Here is an 18,746-nt window from a genome sequence, read left to right on the forward strand (position 1 = left end):
ACAACCCCATATTGTCCCACATCATAGAGTTATGGTTATTAAAAATGATTATATGCATTCAAATATGCATAATGATGGCGGATAAAAACACAAAGGTAACGGTTTCTAGATGGATAGACAGCCACAAAAACTGACAATGTAAAGATTAGGGCAAAAAGTGCAGAGTCTGCGGTGTTAAACACACCAAAATGGCAAAGACAAAGATCGAGGAAAAGCAGATAAAAACCAAAGAAAAAGGCACAAGCAATCTGCCTGCACCTTAAATTTTGCCTTTTAACGCTTATTTTTAGCACATTGAGGCGCAAAATCTGGGCGCGATAACAAAAGCGCCTCAGTGCAGCCTATTCCCGCGGAGTAAACACCTGTTCAGCCATTAAACTAAAACAAACGCCTAAAAGCTGGCTAGCGTTCCTGCTGGCAGATAAGTGTTAAAGCTCGCTGTATACAACAAATCTGTTGCGGCTTCGATATCTGGCGCGAAGTATCTGTCTTTATCGTAATAAGCGACAACTTCACGTAATTCGGCTTTAGCCTTAGCCACTGCAGCACTTGGGGCTAAAGGCGCGCGGAAATCTAAACCCTGAGCGGCCGCTAACAATTCAATTGCCAGTACACCACGGGTATTTTCGCTCATATCGCGCAAGCGACGCGCCGCAAAGGTCGCCATAGAAACATGGTCTTCTTGGTTAGCCGATGTTGGCAAGCTGTCAACTGATGCCGGATGTGCGTAGGTTTTGTTCTCGGACGCCAATGCCGCCGCCGTCACTTGGGCGATCATAAAGCCTGAGTTAACGCCACCGTTTTTCACCAGGAAAGGCGGCAATTTTGACAGGCTAGAATCGATTAGCAGTGCAATACGACGCTCGGCAATGGAGCCCAGTTCAGCAATCGCAATCGCCAGATTATCCGCCGCCATAGCCACGGGTTCAGCGTGGAAGTTACCGCCAGAGATAATGTCGCCAGTATCTTGGAATACCAGAGGGTTATCGGTTACGCCATTGGCTTCAGTGCCTAACACATCGGCCGCATGGCGAATTTGCGTCAAGCAAGCACCCAGCACCTGTGGCTGACAGCGCAGTGAGTAAGGATCTTGCACCTTTTCACAGTTTGCATGGCTCACGCTGATCTCAGACTCTTCGCCCAGCAGATGACGGAACACCATGGCTGAATCGATTTGACCTTTCTGACCACGCGCCGCATGGATGCGAGGATCGAACGGGCTACGGCTGCCCATAGCCGCTTCGACGCTCATGGCACCGATCACTGAACTTGCTGCGAACAAGTCTTCGGCGTGGAATAACCCTTCCAGCGCCAGCGCAGTCGACGCTTGTGTGCCGTTCAACAGGGCCAACCCTTCTTTCGCCGCTAAGTCGATTGGCTTAAGGCCGGCGATTTCTAAACCTTCGGCGGCGGAAATTAACTCGCCTCGATAGCTCATTTCGCCTTCACCCAGCATAGGCAAACACATGTGCGCCAGTGGCGCTAAGTCACCCGAGGCGCCGACTGAACCTTTTTCTGGCACGCAGGGATACACTTCGGCGTTCACTAAACTGATTAAGAAGTTAATCACTTCTAAACGAATGCCTGAAAAACCACGACTTAATGAGTTGATTTTTAACACCATCATCAAGCGCACTGCGGCATCTTGCATGTATTGCCCCGTGCCAGCGGCATGTGACAACACGATAGAACGTTGCAGTAATTGCAGATCTTCGGGCGCTATCTTGGTATTGGCCAACAAGCCAAAGCCCGTGTTGATGCCATAAACGGTACGGCCTTCATCCAACACTTTTTGCACGATTTGCGCACTGGTGTTGATATCAGTAATGGCCTCTGGTGCGAGTTCCAGTGTCAACTTATGACGGCTGATTTCGCGCAATTGCGCTAGGCTCAAGCTGCCTGGCGTTAACACTAAGTGATTCACAGATTTCATATTTTTAGCTCCAAGCTTTTAGTTATTATTGTTATTGAGTCGTTAGCATCGGTTAGTCTTGCATAGGTAAATCGAGGCCCTGCTCCTTGGCGCAGTTTTTCGCAATCTCGTAGCCCGCATCAGCATGGCGCATCACGCCTGTCGCGGGGTCATTCCACAGCACACGGCCAACCCGTTTTGCCGCCGCATCGGTACCGTCACACACAATCACCACACCCGAATGTTGGCTAAAGCCCATGCCGACGCCGCCGCCGTGGTGTAATGACACCCAAGTTGCGCCACTGGCCGTATTGAGTAGTGCATTCAATAATGGCCAATCGGATACTGCATCTGAGCCGTCCAGCATAGATTCAGTTTCCCGGTTCGGGCTAGCCACGGAGCCAGAATCTAAGTGGTCGCGACCAATTACCACGGGCGCCGACAACTCGCCATTTTTGACCATTTCGTTGAAAGCTAACGCCAAGCGAGCGCGATCTTTTAAGCCAACCCAGCAAATACGCGCTGGTAGACCTTGGAAGGCGATACGTTCGCGCGCCATGTCTAACCAATTGTGCAGGTGTGGATTATCTGGGATCAGTTCTTTGACTTTAGCGTCGGTTTTGTAGATATCTTCGGGATCGCCAGATAACGCCACCCAGCGGAACGGGCCAATGCCTTCACAGAACAGTGGGCGAATATAAGCAGGCACAAAACCTGGGAAATCGAAGGCATTTTCAACGCCCATTTCAAACGCCATTTGGCGAATGTTGTTACCGTAATCGAGCGTGGCTGCACCCGCGGTTTGCAGGTCAAGCATGGCTTGTACTTGCACCGCCATCGAGGCTTTCGCCGCTTTCACTACGCCCGCTTCATCAGTTTTACGCATGGCCGCAGCCTCAGCCATAGTCCAACCCTGCGGCAGATAACCGTTTAATGGATCATGGGCAGAGGTTTGGTCGGTCACCACATCTGGGGTAACGCCGCGTTTAACTAATTCAGCAAACACATCGGCGGCATTCGCTAATAAGCCCACTGATACTGGCTTACCAGCTTGGTTCGCTTCTTCAATCATGGCTAATGCTTCATCGAGCGAAGTGGCTTTTTTGTCAACATAACGAGTACGCAGGCGGAAATCGATGCGGGTTTCGTCGACTTCACAGGCTAACACTGAGAAGCAGGCCATAGTGCCCGCCAGCGTTTGCGCGCCGCCCATGCCGCCTAACCCGCCAGTGAGGATCCACTTGCCTTTAGAGATGCCCTCAAAGTGCTGTTTTGCGACCGACACAAAGGTCTCGTAAGTACCTTGGACTATGCCTTGAGTACCAATGTAGATCCAAGAACCCGCCGTCATCTGACCGTACATGGCCAAACCGAGCTTGTCTAACTCGTTGAAATGCTCCCAGTTCGCCCAGTGTGGCACTAGGTTTGAGTTAGCAATCAGCACGCGCGGTGCATCCGCATGGGTGCGAAATACGCCCACAGGTTTGCCCGATTGCACTAATAAGGTTTCGTCGTCTTCGAGGCGTTGTAGGACTTCGATGATTTTGTCGTAACAGTCCCAATCGCGGGCGGCGCGGCCAATACCACCATAGACGACTAAGTCTTCTGGGCGCTCGGCGACATCGGGATGTAAGTTGTTCATTAACATACGCATTGGCGCTTCTGTGAGCCAACTCTTACAGCTTAATTGTGTGCCATGCGGTGCAATAATACGGCGGCTTGGGTCGTGGCGCTTATCCATTGAACTTTCCTCTTTCAACCTGTGGTGCTAACTCGTATTCGCTAAGTCGCTAATACGGGTTAGCACTATTGTTTTTATTGTGTTTTTATCTTTTAACTTATAAGGGTACAGCTATCAAAGTTACTGATTTACATTGTTAATAACGCCACTGGCGTTACTTGCTAAAGGTTAAGTGGCCGCCGAGTTTAAAGCGGCTACCTGGGTGAACTAATTTTGCGAAACTCACGACGCCTTGGCGTGACCAAGTGCGGCGTAAAATCTGTAAACAGGGCTCAGTGGCGGGGATTTCGAGCCTTTGCTGTAATGCTTCACTGGCGATAATCGCTTCAATCGTGTGATGCGCCTCGGTCAGCGGTGCCACTTGGGACAAATATTCGTGGGGTGTCTGCTGGGTAAAATCCTGCAATAAATAATCGGGCACTAACTCGGGATTCACATAACGCTCCTCGACTTGCAGCGGTAAACCCTGCTCGCAATGCACTAAGATCGAATGGAATACCTTTGCACCGTGCTCAAGTCCAAGGGAAATTGCGATAGTTGTACTGGCAACGGTTTGTTCTAGCACCCATTGCTGTACGCTATAGCCGTGGCCGCGGTCTTTAATTTCGTCGGCAATATTGCGAATCGCCAACATAGACGACTGGGATTTTCGCCCAGCCACAAAGGTGCCGAGCCCTTGGGAGCGTTCGAGTACGCCGCTATCCGTCAGCTCGGTTAGCGCACGTCGCGCCGTCATTCGGCTGCAGGTAAACAAATCGGCAAGCTGATTCTCAGAAGGCACGCGAGCATGCTCTTCCCACTCACCCGACTCGATAGAGGAGATAATGTATTGCTTAATTTCTGCAAACTTAGGAGTAGCCAAAACATTTCCTCAATATAAAGCGCTAGAATCTAGGTACTATTCACTCTTTCAAACGTTCAAAATTGCGGCTACAATCCTAGCTTGTATATACAAGTAAATACAAGCCAGCTCACATAAATTTAATAAACCGTTAATCACTTGGTTAACATCTGCCAGCACAGCGAGGGGAATACATGTCTTGGGATCAGGTTTGGATAGACGTTAACTTAGCCACAATGGACCCTTCCGTATCAGCACCTTATGGTGCGATCACCAACGCGGCCATCGCAGTAAAAGATGGTAAAATTGCTTGGCTTGGCCCCCGCAGCGAACTGCCCGCCTTCGATGTTTTGTCAATTCCCGTTTACAGGGGCAAAGGCGGCTGGATCACCCCAGGATTAATTGACGCCCACACCCACTTAATCTTTGCCGGTAATCGCGCCAATGAATTTGAGTTACGCCTACAGGGCGCCAGTTACGAAGAAATTGCTCGTGCAGGTGGCGGCATTATTTCAACCGTTAAAGCTTGCCGCGAAGCGGATGAAGCAGAATTATTTGAACTCGGCCGTCAGCGTTTAAACGCGCTGGCCAAAGAAGGAGTGACTACGGTTGAGATCAAATCGGGTTACGGCTTAGATACTGAAACTGAACTCAAAATACTGCGTGTCGCCCGCGAGCTCGGCAAGCATCACCACGTAGATGTGAAGACCACATTTCTTGGCGCCCATGCGATTCCGCCAGAATATAAAGACAATAGCGACGGCTATGTCGACTTAATTATCAATAAGATGCTACCCGCAGTGATCGCCGAAAATCTTGCCGATGCGGTGGATGTATTCTGCGAGAATATCGCCTTTAACCTTGAGCAAACAGAACGCGTACTCAGCGCAGCCAAAGCAGCGGGATTAGAGATTAAGCTCCATGCCGAGCAGTTAACTAATATGGGTGGCAGCGCACTGGCCGCACGTCTTGGTGCTAAGTCTGTGGATCATATCGAATATTTAGATGAGGCAGGCGTAAAAGCCTTGAGTGAAAGTGGCACCTGCGCCGTACTGCTGCCAGGCGCGTTTTACTTTTTGCGGGAAACCCAAAAACCACCTATCGATTTACTGCGTCAATACGGCGTACCTATGGTGCTGGCCAGCGATTTCAACCCAGGTTCATCCCCTATTTGCTCAACCCTGTTGATGCTGAATATGGGCTGTACCTTGTTCCGCTTAACACCAGAGGAAGCCTTAAAAGGCCTCACCTTAAATGCCGCCAAAGCACTCGGGATTGAAGATAACGTCGGCAGTTTAGTCGTTGGCAAACAAGCCGATTTTTGTCTGTGGGATATCGCCACTCCAGCACAATTAGCCTATTCCTACGGCGTCAATCCCTGCAAAGATGTGGTGAAGAATGGCAAGTTAGTGCATCAACACACCTAACTACACCAGTTAAAGAAAATGCCATTGATAGCTTCACAAACAAAGCCATCAATGGCAAAACTAACTAAATATTTTGAATATTCAAAACTGACTACTAGAACCCTAATTGGAATTTTCTGCGATAAGTTGATACTAGGTAAAGGATAAAAAGTAAAAATAGCGATAGGCTTCCCCCCCCCTCCCCGTTACTGCTTGGAGGTGTAGACGGATTCTCCGTGGTATCATGATTGTTATTGCTTTCTAAAATTTTTAATTTGATCTCCTTTGTAGTTTCAACATTCCCATCTGAGACTCCAACAGTTAAATTAATTACTCTTGGTTTTTCATTATTAGGAATCACACCATTTAAAACACCGTTATTGGAAATAGATAACCAATTTACATCTTTACTAATAATTTTATACGTCAACAGGTCTAAATCCTCATCAACAGCTCTAATGGGGAAATAAACGGATTGTCCATTGTAATAACTTTCTATTTCATGGCTATAAATTCTTGGAGCTGTGTTTGGAAGTGGTAACGTACAGTTATCTGCGCCATTATCTAATTCAATCAGGCAGTTTTGATCGAGAGCTAACAATTCATAACCAATTCCAACTACATTCGCATTAAAAAAATATCTTCCTTTACTATATGTAAAGTTACTGATATTAGCCTCTGGCTCCAGATAGCTCAACTTAACGTAAACATGTTTCTGTAACTTTAGATCATAAATACGTATGGCATCTTCCATTAAATTACCATTTTTTATAGTTACAGCACATACAATCCACCCTCGAGGGTCATCAGCATCACTGTGGCAGTCACCAGTGCTAGCAACCACCAACTCATTATCAGCATTATCAATCTTAACAAGGTTTCCATTACTGAACTGATATTGATAATTATAAAAAAATCCTGCTGCAGTTCGATGAATCACATTATATTCTGGATAAAAATAATCAGAAAGATATGTTGTATATATTTTATTTAATTTAAAGTCATAATCATTAAGATAATAAATCTCCATTTTATCAGAATAGTTGACATAAGCATATGAGTCACCTTGTTCACTTTTCACAATACTAACACTAGTAGCATCATTTGGCTTAAGTGAAATATCTTTAATTGTAAAATCGTTACAGTTAATTATAAAATAACTATCATCAGTAGATGTAGAGTTGTTGTAACTAGATAACAGCAAAGAGTCCAACAAACTATAATAATCAAGTTCTAAACTAATGTTCCTACCATTCAGGTCTATCCTTGATAAAGAGTTATTATTACTCCTCCAAAGGCTATTACCATTAGAATCACTCCAAATGTAAAATATACTATCATCACATTGAACAGGATTTGAACTCATGTAACCATTCAAATTTGGCTTAAAAACATCAAATACATTGTAATCATTAACATTTAAAACATAATTATTATCAAAAAGAATATTACCTTTATTGTATGAAATTGGTTTAAATAACCTAATCTTTGACGAATCATTATATGAATACAAACTTCTTACCGCGCCATCTTTAAAAATGGAGACGTTATTTAATGAACTAAATATAAATCCATCGTTAGAGTCAAGCCAATAATTAACAAAACCGTTAAAAATATCAGTCTTTGTAAGATCATCATGAACCATAAAAGTATAATAAGAATTATTCTCGAGAGTTTTAACGCTAGAAGAAACAATCCCATCGCGCACTTTATTAATGCCATGGATACCTGAGAAATTTAACTGCCCAGTATTCCGTCCAAAATTGCTTAGAAATATCAGATTAAATAAATCATAATTTTCATCAAAATTAAACAACCCTTCAAATCTTTGATTACTTAATAAATTTTCAGAAATAACATCACGCTTTAAAGAAAACAACCTCCCGCTAACAATAAAGCTGCTACGATACTGACCATGATAGTTTTTAATAGGAAAACTACTTAAAGCAGCCTCTTTTATTTTGTACTTGTATAACGTTTTTTATCGTCCAAAACAGCTGTAGTGAGAATAAATATTTCATCTACAGACTTTGCCAATATATCAGCAACAACATTTTTATCTATATTAACACCAACCTCTTTAACCTCAGATGTAACAAGATTGACTAAAACCATCTTAGTCTCAACTATCATTCCAGCTTCAACATATCTAGCATTCACTAAAACATTACTGGCATCTACATTAAATAGGGTTACATTATCTAGCCCTTGAGTAATCTCAGGTAGCACATTTATATTTTTACAGGTAAGTTCTTTATTTAGACTACAACTTTGTATCTGATAGCTATCACCATAGTTAGTAGCACGGCTCTTTTTCAAGAATGTAATAGTATTCTCACTTGAGATAATGCCAGAGTTACTTGAAAATCCATAACCATTCCCCAGATTTATCTCTCCAGAATAGCCACCTCCATTTAAGTACAAATAATCATTCGACTGTTCAAAACCGAATGAAATGGCAAAAAAACCTTTACTATTTAAATCTGCTGGCGGAGCGTTGTACTTATCTCTTAATGTAATATCACCCGAATCTCTATATACAAAAGCTTGTTCACCATTAGGATAACTATACAAATCATCCAATCTTACGCCGTCAGTCTTATAAAGTATGCCATCATACTCAAAATATATATTACTACCATTATTCTGGATCAATTCACTACCCCAGTCATCACCATCCATTAACTTGGTAAGCAAATCATCCTTACTATTATATGAGTAAACTTTATTATTTCTCGCAAATATCAAATTTTCATTATTTATAAAAGATATCCAACTTAACTCAGAAAATAATTGAGAGCCTACACCATCTCTAATCCGTGAAATTTCTTTATTATTTTTTAAATCATGATACAACCCCCAATTAACTAGCTTTTTATGCTCTAAATCAAAGTAAAAAATATCGTCAGTCGTATCTAAGTAAAATATGTATAAATCATCCCCTATTTTCTGTAAGGAGTTATGGTCTAATACTGTGAATTTTTCCTTGTTAGCGACAGGAATATTTACTTCGATGGGAGCTGTGGCAGATTGGTCAAAATAATATAACGAAGTAAAGCCATTCTGGTTAATTCCAGTAAATAAAAAACCATCCTTTATTGATATCACTTTCGAACTAGAAGTATCAACACTAGGCAAAACAATGGCGTCGTTTGTATCAAAAACCTTTATTGCTGGCTCAAAATTAGAACTTACAAAGAACGGAATAAAGATTAAAGCTAGACCTAAATATTTATTAAATAGTTTTCCCATACACAATGAACCTCACATCCATGATTGATTACTATGCTTTATGCATTAGCTCATCATACCAACCCTTAAAATGTTAAACAATTGATACCAAGTTGTTTTAAGGCCATTATCTCAAACTAAGCATTTTCTAACTGCTCATCTTCTTGTTTTACCAGCTTATGCTCGCCCTCGTTACAGCCAATTTTCCAATAGCTCGAAGTGTAAAAATGGCTCTTGGGCAGTGAATGCGCTTGCTTAAAGTATCTTCTTAGCGCGCGCATGCTGTTAAATTCACAAGCAATCCACACGGCGGGCTCACCAGTAAGCCAAGGTAATTGGGCTATTCGCTCAACTAAAGGGCGACCTTCTGGATCGGCCTCAGGATTAATCACCCAATGCAGCTCAACATTTTCGGGATGCACCAGAGACTGAATGTCGGCTTCGCTCAATACTTCAATCACAGCGTAACCCACGGCATTGTTTGGTAATTGTGTCAGATTCACGCTGATAGCGGGCAAGGCGGTCATATCGCCTGCGAGTAAAAACCAATCTGCCTCAAAGTTGATCAGTTTTTTAAGCCCGGGTCCGCCAATTTGAATGACATCGCCAACCTTCGCCGTTTTCGCCCAGCTCGATGCGGGGCCGTCGGTATCGTGCAGCACAAAATCCACATCGATTTCATCAGCACGTTGCTGGCGAATCGTGTAGGTTCGCATTAATGGACGTTCACCCGCCTGTGGGAATAACAACTTGATATAGGCACTCTCTTGATCAATAGGAAAACCAGCGAATCCCGCACCGCCTAAGGTCATGCGTAACATATGCGGGGTGATATAAGTGGAGCGGATCACTTCAAGCTCACGTGGTGCAGGTTTATTCATTATGATTTTCTCCTATTGCGTTTTCTGCCGTTAAGCGCAACTCAATGGCTCCTTTTCCAGCCGTATCTTTTGGCTTACTAGATGGTCTTTTTTGAGTAAGGCAATCAGTTTCACTTTTGGCGGCAGCGGCATCATCCACACTTTTACTGATCCTATTGGCAAGTTTAATAAAAGTATCGACTTCGTCTGAACTGAGCGCCTGCGTCATGCGCGCCACGGTTTTACGTTCTGAGGCATTGATCTGAGTCATGATCTTTTCCCCCTCAGCCGTGGGTCGCAGTAACTGGCTGCGGCCATCCTTAGGGTTATCGATTTTAGTGATCAACCCACTCTGCTGTAGCTCATTGAGAACACGGGTAATTTGTGCTTTATCCCGCTGCATACGTAGGGCGATAGACTGGGCCGTCGATTCAGGATTACGACAAACCCCCTTCAAGGCACGGATATGAGTGACAGGTAAATCAATCTCTTGTGCAGCAATATCACTACGCAATTGCTTTTTGTAGGCATGCACTAATCTGTGTAAGGTTTCACTGAGTGACAATGACGACATAGAAGGCTCTCGATATAGTTGACTATATCAACAATATCGAGATTAGTTGATTGTGTCAACTAATCTACTCCCGCACCTTTTTAGAGAGTGTTTATAACGGAACATAAATCAAAGTTTATATTTCGCTCTAATCTCATTCAGCAGTGCTTGCCACTTAGGGTAAATCGCTAACTCATTATTCCATGGCGCCATGGTCTGTGCCATGTTGGGATTTTGGCCTTGTTTTAACTGATATAAATAAGCAAACGCTGAGGCTCGATAATTAGCGAGACAATGCACTAATACATCTTTCCCCTTATGCTGATCCATAGCCGCAAAGAAGGCTTCCACATCTTCGACCTTTGGATTTTGCCAATCCACGGGAATATACACATAGTCCATTCCGGCCTGAGTCACGAGTTTACCTTCATCAGGGTGGGCATCTTTACTGCTGTCCGGCATAAGATTGATCACCACATCCACACCAGCTTGTTTAAGCAGTGAAAATTGCTGCTCATTTGGTAAACCTGAGCTTAATAACTGCGGCGCTTGCTGTTGTAATGCACGAATACCCTGAAGATTTTCGATCGATTCTATATTGGCATTCGCCAGTGGAGCCCCCAAACACAGGGCAAGAACAAGGCTTGAAAGTACGGAATTTCTCATCAATAACTCCTTGGCTAACATAAAAATCAGAGGCTTGCTTAATCCTCTGATAATCCTGTACCACCGAAGTTCAGCAAATATCATCCCAATCCACCACGAATGCACAAACCTTTGAGCTAGCACTCATTTTTCGCGCCGAATTAACGATGGTTGCGTTTCATCTTGGGAGATTTAGCAATCGGTTGCAAATATCGATGACTTACCTCTCAACATTTTTAAAAGCAACGGGCTAAAACATATTAAAAATCAACCATAAAAACAAAATAGAAGGTATTACCATCAGCGTGCTCACAACCACATATACCCAATGTTTGAAATAGATAAAGATCCCGATACCCACAATATTGGCAACAACAATAGAAATCACCAGCAGCAAAGGGGAGGCAATATGTGCAATATTATTCAAAACTCGAGATGTTGAGATATGGATTATCACTCCCGTAGAATTCAGCACAATCAATACTGCCAGTAATGAAAATGCCATCAGTACCCAAAAAAACTTACTCATTGTCCCTATCAACCTGTTATCCCTACATCCATCAGGATTATAAAGGTTCATACCCCTATATGGCATACACTATTGAGTGTAATTATCTGTTTTACAAAGCACACCACCGAAAGCAACAGACAGGCATAAATCATCTTCTTACCCAAGGTAATAAATTCGATGACTAACCATCAACCTGAAACGCTGCTAAATTACAGTCCTAAACTCGCACGATTAAGGAAGCTGCATGCTCAATCCTGAACACAGTTACTGGCATGACACGCTTAAAGCCATTCGTCGCTGCGGTAGAAAACTCATTGAATTTGAACTGTTATTCACCTTAGTGTCGGCGGGTATTATCGTCCCGTCTTTTGGTTGGCTACTGCGCCATCTGATTGCCAAAACGGGCAATGTCACCATCACCAATTACGACTTAATCGCCTTCGCCATGTCTCCCTATGGCTTGCTGTTTATGGTCATTACTCTATTCAGCAGCTTTACCGTGTTTTTTACCCAACGTGCTGGAGTCACGATTCTCGCAGCATCTGGCTTATACGATATTCCCATTGGCCCAGTGCGGGCGCTGATTTTCGCGACAGCGCGCTTACCCGTATTTATCCGCCTTGGTAGCATTTATGCGGCTTGCTTATTGCTACTCAGCGTACCTTTTATCGGGTTAGGATATCTGATTTTCAGCGTGTTTCTACAGGGACACGACATCAATTACTACTTGTATTTCAAGCCTATAGACTGGTATCTCGCCTTAACGAGTATGGCCTTCTTAGCGATAATCTATGTCCTTGTTGCCTTATATCTGTGGGCCAAAGCAGCCTTTTCACTGACGATTATTGTGAGTGAAACGACCGATGCTTTGACGGCACTCAAACGCAGTTGGCAATTAAGCGCAGGCAATGAACGCCCGATTATGTGGCACGCTGCGGGTTGGTGGTTGAGGATAGGTGCTTTGGTGTATCCCTTAATGCTGCTGATCTCCTGGGGAGCCGATATTTTACTCGATAGGGTTACGCTGACACTTTCGGCAGAATTAGCCATATTGGCCCTCGTCTCTGCACTGATTTTTATGCTCAGTGCGGCATGGTCCTTACTCGGAATGTTTGGCGAAGCCTTTATCATCTTGCTGCTATACCGCCAGCTGGGAGAAAAACCCGCAGGATTAGAACGCCTTGGGCGACAAACGGTAAAAAGAACGTCTGAACTGTCGCTTTATACAATAAGCGGGGTGTTAATCGGCACTTTTTTAATCATGTTGGGATTAGGGGTATATGCCCTCAATAGTGAACCACAAAGGGATGAAATCCTGATTACTGCCCACCGTGCTGGCGCTGCTAGGGCACCAGAAAATACCCTTGCGGCTTTGCGTTTAGCGATTGCAGAAAAGGCGGATTATGCCGAAATCGATGTGCAAACGGCATCCGATGGCACCTTAATGGTATTGCACGATGCTGATTTGATGCGCATAGCGGGCGATCCCAGACGAGTTGCCAACCTCAGTGCGAGTGAAATGCAACAACTTGATGCGGGGAGTTGGCACAGCGCCGCCTTTGTAGGGGAATCCGTACCAACACTACTAGAGATGCTTAATGAGGCACGCAACAAAATCGGTTTGAACATTGAGCTTAAATATAATCAAGCCGATCCCAGCTTAGCGCAGGCCGTCGTCGCCTTATTGCAACAAGAGAAAATGACACAACAAGTGGTCATTACATCACTCGAAGCAAGAGCCATTGAAGAAGTGCAACGACTCGACCCTTCCATTCACACTGGCCTTATCGTCACTCAATCCATTGGCGATCCCATTAAGGCGAATACACAATTCTTAGCGGTCAATCAATCGATTACTAACGAAAAATTTATCGCCCGTGCACACAAAGGAGGTAAGCAAGTGCATGTATGGACAGTAAATAATCCACGGCAAATGCTGCGCATGTTGGCGCTGGGAGCCGATGTGCTCATTACCGACTATCCGCAGGAAGCCGTGGAAATCCGAGAACAGTGGCTCGCATTATCCCCTGTTGAACAAACGGCACTGCGCCTACGCTATGTTCTGTAAATTCTGCTTATTTACTCAACCTCGCCTCGAAGCGCTTAGCTCTACGTTGAAGCAACCAAAAGAGGCTTAGCACCCCAAATGAAGCGGCTAAAGTGGTCAACGTTAGAGCAAAACCTTTGAATGAAAACAGGTTTAAAGTAAAACCATCTAACACCAGTACCGCCAAGCCAAGGGGCATTTGGATAAGCACAGCGGTAAACCAATCGAAGGGAAGTTTAGGAAAGATCCTGTGGTAAGCATAAAGCACTAAACCTGCAAGCAATATCAGCAAACTCGCATCATGAGCCGCCAACAAAAGATACTCCACACTGTTATGCGAGATGTGAGGCACCGCACTCAACATGTCCAACATATAACCCGCGCTGGCGACCAATGAGAAGCTGATAAAACTCAATAAGGCTAATAGGATACCAAAGCCAAGTGCGGGTAAATATTTCATGTAAGGTCTCTCTATTCACAGGTGAAATATGCTGTCTCGTCTCCCGAAAACCACAGCATGCAAGGTATAAAGGAGTAAAGAGACTTTAACTACAATAGCAGCCTAAATTTCCCTTAGCTATTAAGACCATAGTCTTATGTCTACCACAAACTTGTGCGCAATAAACGAGATGAAATCCAGTATCAAGTTAGTGTTTTCTCGGATAATCAGTGGATAAGCTTTTAAAATTACTAGATTAATCAAATTTCAATCTTATCGCTTAGTGATATCACCCACAATTTGCCCATGTGTTTGGGTGAAATAGACTAGCCAATTTCACCAATAACGCTTAGGATCGGAGTTGCATTTTTTAGCCAACATATTGTGGAGTATCAAAACATTATGGGTATCAGAGCCATAGTCGTAGACACAGCAGGCACCACGACAGACCTAAACTTTATCCAAGATGTACTATTCCCCTATTCTGTCAAAGCCTTGCCAGACTTTTTAGAACAGAACCAACACAATGTATTGGTTGAAAACTGTATTTGTGACACTAAAGATATCGCCCTAGAGCCCGAGGCTGACTTAGCGCGTGTAACTGAGATACTGCAACAGTGGGTCAACGAAGACCGTAAAGCTACGCCACTTAAAACCTTACAAGGGTTAATTTGGAAACAAGGCTATGCCCATGGCGAATTTAAGGGCCATATCTTCCCGGACTTTATTGAAGCGGTGAAACGTTTTAGCGCACAAAATCTGCGTATTTACAGCTTTTCATCCGGCTCAGTCGACGCGCAAAAATTGTTGTTCGGCCACAGTGACGGCGGCGATTTAACTGAAATGTTTAACGGCCATTTCGACACCCGCACGGGCAACAAATTAGATAAGCAGGCTTACTGCAATATCCTCAACACTATCAGTTTAAGCCCCAAACAAGTGCTGTTTGTGTCTGATGTTATTGAAGAATTAAAGGCTGCCGACGCTGCGGGTATGATGACCTGCCAAATGGTTCGCGACAGCAAGCAACGCACTGGCGAGTTCCGCAAAATCAGCAGCTTCGATGAGCTGCTGATTGAATAATGCAATTTTGAATAACGTGATGGTTGAATAGCACGATAGTCAGCTCAAACTGATTTAGCCGATAAAACGAAAGCGACCTTGTGGTCGCTTTTTTATTAATTGACTCAATTGCCCTTCACCGCCAGCGGAAACGCGGCCGAGATACATTTTTCCACCTCAAAACGATAACCATAATCCGCATTCTTATCGGGTGTGATCAACAAAATCTCGTAATCATTTAATTCAATCACATTCGACTCGGCAGGCTTTTTACAACGCGAGCGGCCATTGGCTTCAAGTGAAAATGCGAACGTAGCTAGCCATTGCCGCACTAAGTACTGATATTGAGTTCGCACTGAGGCGTAGGCCTTTTTGCGATCTTCCTCTTCCAGCTCGCTGTCATCATTACTATTCTCAGCCTTGCTCGATTTATCGCTTTCAGAGTCAAGAGCAGTCTGAGTTAGCTCTACAATCGGTACCGTCAGCACATCGGTCGCATCCGGCAACCGTCCCGATTTAGGCTCGCGAGGCGCATGCTTAGCGGCTTCTTGGGGAGAGGTAATAAAGTTGCCAAACGAGGTTTCAATGCGAGTCTCTAAATCAATTAGCAGGCTCAAGTGATACAAAACCACAGTCGCTAGCACGATACGGATCAAAAAAGTCGTTTTACGGAATGAAGTATGCGAGGTAAGCCGTAACGATTTGACACCTAAAGGTTTAAGCAAAAAGATCAATATTAAATAGATAGGAATAATCAACTGTAATGCCAGCAGCACAATCGCGCTTACCATCAAAAACCAAGCGGGCATATAGAGTAAAATCGCTAAGTTATGGGTGTAATTGAGATCGCTTGCTGAGACCCCAACCACTTCGTTAACTATCGCGCCAGACCAGCCCAAAGCAAAGTTGGCAATCATCGCATAAAACAGCAACAACACAGCTTTGCCCGCCAAACTGTGCCAAACCCGCTCGAACACAGGCCAAAACTCGATGGCCATAGCGATGACGGCAATCACAGCGACCAACCCCATTAACTCGCTACTAAAAGCCAATATCAAAGCAATAAGATACAGCTTTTGCGCAAAGGATAACTTAGCCACCCCTTGGATAAGACAGCGCCAAAATTTGCCCAAATCTAAACGGATTTCACTCAGTGATGGTAAGCTGAGCTTTCGCAAGTATTGGCGAGCTGAACCAATGTAACCGATTAAATTCATTATTATTTTACATTCCATTGAAATAGTAAGACGGGCAACATTTGCCACTGTAATGTGCAAAGCACAGTGTTGGCAACTGTGCCACTCAATCTCGGTATATTGGTCACTTTGGCTATCACTAGCCAAAGTCGAACGTTCTGTTTAGAGTCGAATGAAAGCCCTGCAACACCCCATCGCCAGTTTAAATCCAACTAAAATGAACTTGAAAGAGGAAATCAAAGCGGCCTTATGGTCACTCTTGCAAATCGATAAACCTGACTCAGGACTAACTAAACGACGCTTAACTCCCGCTCAGAAAATACGGTTTTAGCGACAAACATGCCATTAAGTGCAGCAGGAAAGCCAGCATAAACCGACATTTGCAATATCACCTCAACAATTTCCTGCGGCGTACAACCCACATTCAATGCGCCATTAATATGTACGTTTAACTGTGGCTGGCAATGCCCTAGCGCCGTGAGTGCGGCAACGGTCACTAGCTCCCGCGTCTTAAGATCGAGCCCTTCACGCTGATAAATATCCCCAAAAGGATATTCAATAATGTACTTGCCTAAGTCAGGGCAAATATCGGCAAGACTGCGGATGACTTTCTCCCCCGCCTCACCGTCGATTTCAGTCAGTTTAGCGAGGCCCTGCACATATCTTTGATTACTCATTTTTAGCTCCTGTTGGATTAAATCACAGCAAGCAGCCTAAACCTTAGAGTTAACTCTAAGTCAATGGTTCATTGATGGATGACACAGGCAATGCGGATCAGTAAAACTAACCCTCTGTTTAACTCGCCGACTAGAGGCGCAAGCAAATAGAAAAGTAAATAATATTAGCTTTTTAGCATTTAACCACAAATGTTAGCGACTGAGCTTAGCCACTAAAAATGAGTTTGGTAATAGTGAATTTTTTGCTTAAGGGCAGCCAAATGCTCCTGCTCTTGGCGAATACGCTCAGCCAATTGTGTTGCATGTTGCTCGAGCAACTGCTGTCGCTGGCCAGCGGTTGCATCGCCTTGGACACGCAACTCGGCATAGGTCAATATCTGCTTTAACGGCATGCCCGTTTCTTTTAAGCGATTGATAAACCCAATCCATTCCGCTTCTTTCGCCGCATAATCACGATGCCCGCTGCCATTTCGAACGACAGACTGCAGTAGGCCAATTTTCTCGTAATATCTGAGCGTATGCGCCGACAGTCCAGTGAGTGCAACAAACTGACCTATATTCATAATCTAACGATCCGCAGGATGGTTAACGCCATCATTCGTGGGCACATTTTCGAGATCGAATGGGTTAACCCCTTCGAGGCAACCAATGTTGTAACCATACTCATGGGGATTGGAACGTCGCTGGTGATGGGTGTAAATACCGCAGATAGAGCAGAAGTAGTGTTTGGCAGTTTTGGTATTGAATTCATAGAGTTTCAGCGCATCCTCACCCTTGAGGATCTTAATCCCCGCCAGCGGCACAGAGCCAACCATTGCGCCCTTACGACGACAGATAGAGCAATCGCAACGGCGTGGATTTTCGATGCCATTAGGCAATGACAACTCCAATACCACGGCACCGCAATGGCAAGACGCTCTGTGTTTTGGCTGAATAATAGTATTGCCCACTTGTTTAATCACACCCCACTCCTTGTTTCGCTAGATTCTATAAACCTAAATTCCCCAGCCGCTGCACCAACGCTCGCCATTGTTGCAATTGCGGCTCCTTAGCACTCATCACTGGCCCCAACATATTGGACTTAGCCCGCTTAAAACCACTAAAAACTAAGGTGGCGGTATCAAGCTGTTTGAGCGCGGAAGCGCCTTGAAACCACTTGTAATACCAAGGCGGCGTGTCCATGGTCATGATAATTCTCGAGGTTTTATGGCACAGCAACTTAGCGGGTATCAATTTACCTTTCTCATATTGAAATGCAAACCCAGATAAAAATGTCCTATCGATTAAGCCTTTAAACTTAGCAGGAATACCGCCCCACCAAATCGGGGTGACAATCACCACATGCTCCGCCCACTGGATATTCGCTTGAAACGCTAGCAAATCGGCTTCGAGTGGCTGAGGTTGACGATAACCATAGGTCAGATTCGGGTCAAAATTCAGCTCAGCTAGTTTGACGATTCTCACTGAGTGCAGTTCCACAGCCGCTTGGGCATAGGTTTCAGCTAGATACTCACAAAAACTCTGCGCCTTAGGATTACCACAGATCACTAAAATCTTTTTTGCCACGATGAAACTCCATAACAGTCAATGTGGCAAATAGCATAAACTCTGCCCCTAAGGGGAGA

General features: G+C 44.4%; 18 protein-coding genes. 3 read left to right on the plus strand and 15 right to left on the minus strand.

Annotated features, from left to right (window positions below):
• Positions 1-391 precede the first annotated feature (391 nt).
• The 3 genes from hutH to hutC form a co-directional block, all read right to left on the minus strand.
• On the minus strand, positions 392-1,933 hold the full coding sequence (gene hutH / locus L5M38_RS13485; RefSeq protein ID WP_263179419.1) for a histidine ammonia-lyase: 1,542 nt from the start codon (positions 1,931-1,933) through the stop codon (positions 392-394).
• A gap of 52 nt (positions 1,934-1,985) precedes the next feature.
• Complete coding sequence (gene hutU / locus L5M38_RS13490) at positions 1,986-3,653, minus strand: urocanate hydratase (RefSeq protein WP_263179420.1); 1,668 nt, start codon at positions 3,651-3,653, stop codon at positions 1,986-1,988.
• A 154-nt stretch (positions 3,654-3,807) separates the two neighbouring features.
• The gene (hutC, locus tag L5M38_RS13495; RefSeq protein WP_263179421.1) at positions 3,808-4,515 is read right to left on the minus strand and encodes a histidine utilization repressor; all 708 of its coding nucleotides are present in this window, start codon (positions 4,513-4,515) and stop codon (positions 3,808-3,810) included.
• Positions 4,516-4,688: 173 nt separating this feature from the next.
• Between hutC and hutI the strand changes: the two genes are divergently transcribed.
• Positions 4,689-5,921, plus strand: a complete 1,233-nt coding sequence (gene hutI, locus L5M38_RS13500) for an imidazolonepropionase (protein WP_263179423.1) — start codon at positions 4,689-4,691, stop codon at positions 5,919-5,921.
• A gap of 94 nt (positions 5,922-6,015) precedes the next feature.
• Here hutI and L5M38_RS13505 read toward each other — a convergent pair whose 3' ends face one another.
• The 6 genes from L5M38_RS13505 to L5M38_RS13530 all read right to left on the minus strand — a co-directional run bounded on the left by L5M38_RS13505 (position 6,016) and on the right by L5M38_RS13530 (position 11,718).
• Positions 6,016-7,779, minus strand: coding sequence for a hypothetical protein (locus tag L5M38_RS13505; protein ID WP_263179425.1), 1,764 nt, complete (start codon positions 7,777-7,779; stop codon positions 6,016-6,018).
• A 77-nt stretch (positions 7,780-7,856) separates the two neighbouring features.
• The gene (locus tag L5M38_RS13510) at positions 7,857-9,152 is read right to left on the minus strand and encodes a hypothetical protein (protein WP_263179427.1); all 1,296 of its coding nucleotides are present in this window, start codon (positions 9,150-9,152) and stop codon (positions 7,857-7,859) included.
• A gap of 116 nt (positions 9,153-9,268) precedes the next feature.
• Positions 9,269-10,012, minus strand: coding sequence for a siderophore-interacting protein (locus L5M38_RS13515; RefSeq protein WP_263179429.1), 744 nt, complete (start codon positions 10,010-10,012; stop codon positions 9,269-9,271).
• Positions 10,005-10,565, minus strand: coding sequence for a MarR family winged helix-turn-helix transcriptional regulator (locus tag L5M38_RS13520; protein WP_113941237.1), 561 nt, complete (start codon positions 10,563-10,565; stop codon positions 10,005-10,007). Before L5M38_RS13520 ends, L5M38_RS13515 begins: the two co-directional genes overlap by 8 nt.
• 108 nt (positions 10,566-10,673) lie before the next feature.
• Positions 10,674-11,210, minus strand: coding sequence for a protein tyrosine phosphatase family protein (locus tag L5M38_RS13525; protein WP_263179431.1), 537 nt, complete (start codon positions 11,208-11,210; stop codon positions 10,674-10,676).
• 229 nt (positions 11,211-11,439) lie between these two features.
• Complete coding sequence (locus tag L5M38_RS13530; RefSeq protein WP_263179433.1) at positions 11,440-11,718, minus strand: hypothetical protein; 279 nt, start codon at positions 11,716-11,718, stop codon at positions 11,440-11,442.
• Positions 11,719-11,944: 226 nt separating this feature from the next.
• Here L5M38_RS13530 and L5M38_RS13535 point away from each other — a divergent pair, with 226 nt between their 5' ends.
• Complete coding sequence (locus tag L5M38_RS13535; protein WP_263179435.1) at positions 11,945-13,768, plus strand: glycerophosphodiester phosphodiesterase; 1,824 nt, start codon at positions 11,945-11,947, stop codon at positions 13,766-13,768.
• A 7-nt stretch (positions 13,769-13,775) separates the two neighbouring features.
• Here L5M38_RS13535 and L5M38_RS13540 read toward each other — a convergent pair whose 3' ends face one another.
• Positions 13,776-14,207 (minus strand): hypothetical protein, encoded by a 432-nt coding sequence (locus L5M38_RS13540; RefSeq protein WP_113941233.1) that lies wholly within the window; start codon positions 14,205-14,207, stop codon positions 13,776-13,778.
• 381 nt (positions 14,208-14,588) lie between these two features.
• Between L5M38_RS13540 and mtnC the strand changes: the two genes are divergently transcribed.
• Positions 14,589-15,269 (plus strand): acireductone synthase, encoded by a 681-nt coding sequence (gene mtnC / locus L5M38_RS13545; RefSeq protein ID WP_105253037.1) that lies wholly within the window; start codon positions 14,589-14,591, stop codon positions 15,267-15,269.
• A gap of 104 nt (positions 15,270-15,373) precedes the next feature.
• Here the strand turns inward: mtnC and L5M38_RS13550 are convergent, their stop codons facing one another.
• The 5 genes from L5M38_RS13550 to L5M38_RS13570 all read right to left on the minus strand — a co-directional run bounded on the left by L5M38_RS13550 (position 15,374) and on the right by L5M38_RS13570 (position 18,687).
• Positions 15,374-16,465 (minus strand): hypothetical protein, encoded by a 1,092-nt coding sequence (locus tag L5M38_RS13550; protein ID WP_263179436.1) that lies wholly within the window; start codon positions 16,463-16,465, stop codon positions 15,374-15,376.
• 269 nt (positions 16,466-16,734) lie between these two features.
• Positions 16,735-17,121, minus strand: a complete 387-nt coding sequence (locus L5M38_RS13555) for a carboxymuconolactone decarboxylase family protein (protein WP_263142254.1) — start codon at positions 17,119-17,121, stop codon at positions 16,735-16,737.
• Between the two features lie 212 nt (positions 17,122-17,333).
• A complete protein-coding gene (locus tag L5M38_RS13560; RefSeq protein ID WP_263179438.1) occupies positions 17,334-17,684 on the minus strand; it encodes a MerR family transcriptional regulator in 351 nt (116 codons plus the stop codon).
• Between the two features lie 3 nt (positions 17,685-17,687).
• Complete coding sequence (locus tag L5M38_RS13565; RefSeq protein WP_263179440.1) at positions 17,688-18,083, minus strand: GFA family protein; 396 nt, start codon at positions 18,081-18,083, stop codon at positions 17,688-17,690.
• A gap of 25 nt (positions 18,084-18,108) precedes the next feature.
• A complete protein-coding gene (locus tag L5M38_RS13570; protein ID WP_263179442.1) occupies positions 18,109-18,687 on the minus strand; it encodes an NAD(P)H-dependent oxidoreductase in 579 nt (192 codons plus the stop codon).
• Positions 18,688-18,746 lie beyond the last annotated feature (59 nt).

This window comes from Shewanella sp. SM101 (genome assembly GCF_025654465.1).
In the GTDB taxonomy this organism is placed as follows: Bacteria; Pseudomonadota; Gammaproteobacteria; order Enterobacterales; family Shewanellaceae; genus Shewanella; species Shewanella oncorhynchi.

Excerpts from the sequence above, each read along its gene's own strand:
- L5M38_RS13525 (WP_263179431.1), bottom strand. The coding sequence starts at position 11,210 with ATGAGAAATTCCGTACTTTCAAGCCTTGTTCTTGCCCTGTGTTTGGGG.
- hutH (WP_263179419.1), bottom strand. The coding sequence starts at position 1,933 with ATGAAATCTGTGAATCACTTAGTGTTAACGCCAGGCAGCTTGAGCCTA.
- L5M38_RS13520 (WP_113941237.1), bottom strand. The coding sequence starts at position 10,565 with ATGTCGTCATTGTCACTCAGTGAAACCTTACACAGATTAGTGCATGCC.
- mtnC (WP_105253037.1), top strand. The coding sequence starts at position 14,589 with ATGGGTATCAGAGCCATAGTCGTAGACACAGCAGGCACCACGACAGAC.
- L5M38_RS13515 (WP_263179429.1), bottom strand. The coding sequence starts at position 10,012 with ATGAATAAACCTGCACCACGTGAGCTTGAAGTGATCCGCTCCACTTAT.
- L5M38_RS13535 (WP_263179435.1), top strand. The coding sequence starts at position 11,945 with ATGCTCAATCCTGAACACAGTTACTGGCATGACACGCTTAAAGCCATT.
- L5M38_RS13510 (WP_263179427.1), bottom strand. The coding sequence starts at position 9,152 with ATGGGAAAACTATTTAATAAATATTTAGGTCTAGCTTTAATCTTTATT.
- L5M38_RS13530 (WP_263179433.1), bottom strand. The coding sequence starts at position 11,718 with ATGAGTAAGTTTTTTTGGGTACTGATGGCATTTTCATTACTGGCAGTA.
- L5M38_RS13560 (WP_263179438.1), bottom strand. The coding sequence starts at position 17,684 with ATGAATATAGGTCAGTTTGTTGCACTCACTGGACTGTCGGCGCATACG.
- L5M38_RS13540 (WP_113941233.1), bottom strand. The coding sequence starts at position 14,207 with ATGAAATATTTACCCGCACTTGGCTTTGGTATCCTATTAGCCTTATTG.
- hutI (WP_263179423.1), top strand. The coding sequence starts at position 4,689 with ATGTCTTGGGATCAGGTTTGGATAGACGTTAACTTAGCCACAATGGAC.
- L5M38_RS13550 (WP_263179436.1), bottom strand. The coding sequence starts at position 16,465 with ATGAATTTAATCGGTTACATTGGTTCAGCTCGCCAATACTTGCGAAAG.
- hutU (WP_263179420.1), bottom strand. The coding sequence starts at position 3,653 with ATGGATAAGCGCCACGACCCAAGCCGCCGTATTATTGCACCGCATGGC.
- L5M38_RS13555 (WP_263142254.1), bottom strand. The coding sequence starts at position 17,121 with ATGAGTAATCAAAGATATGTGCAGGGCCTCGCTAAACTGACTGAAATC.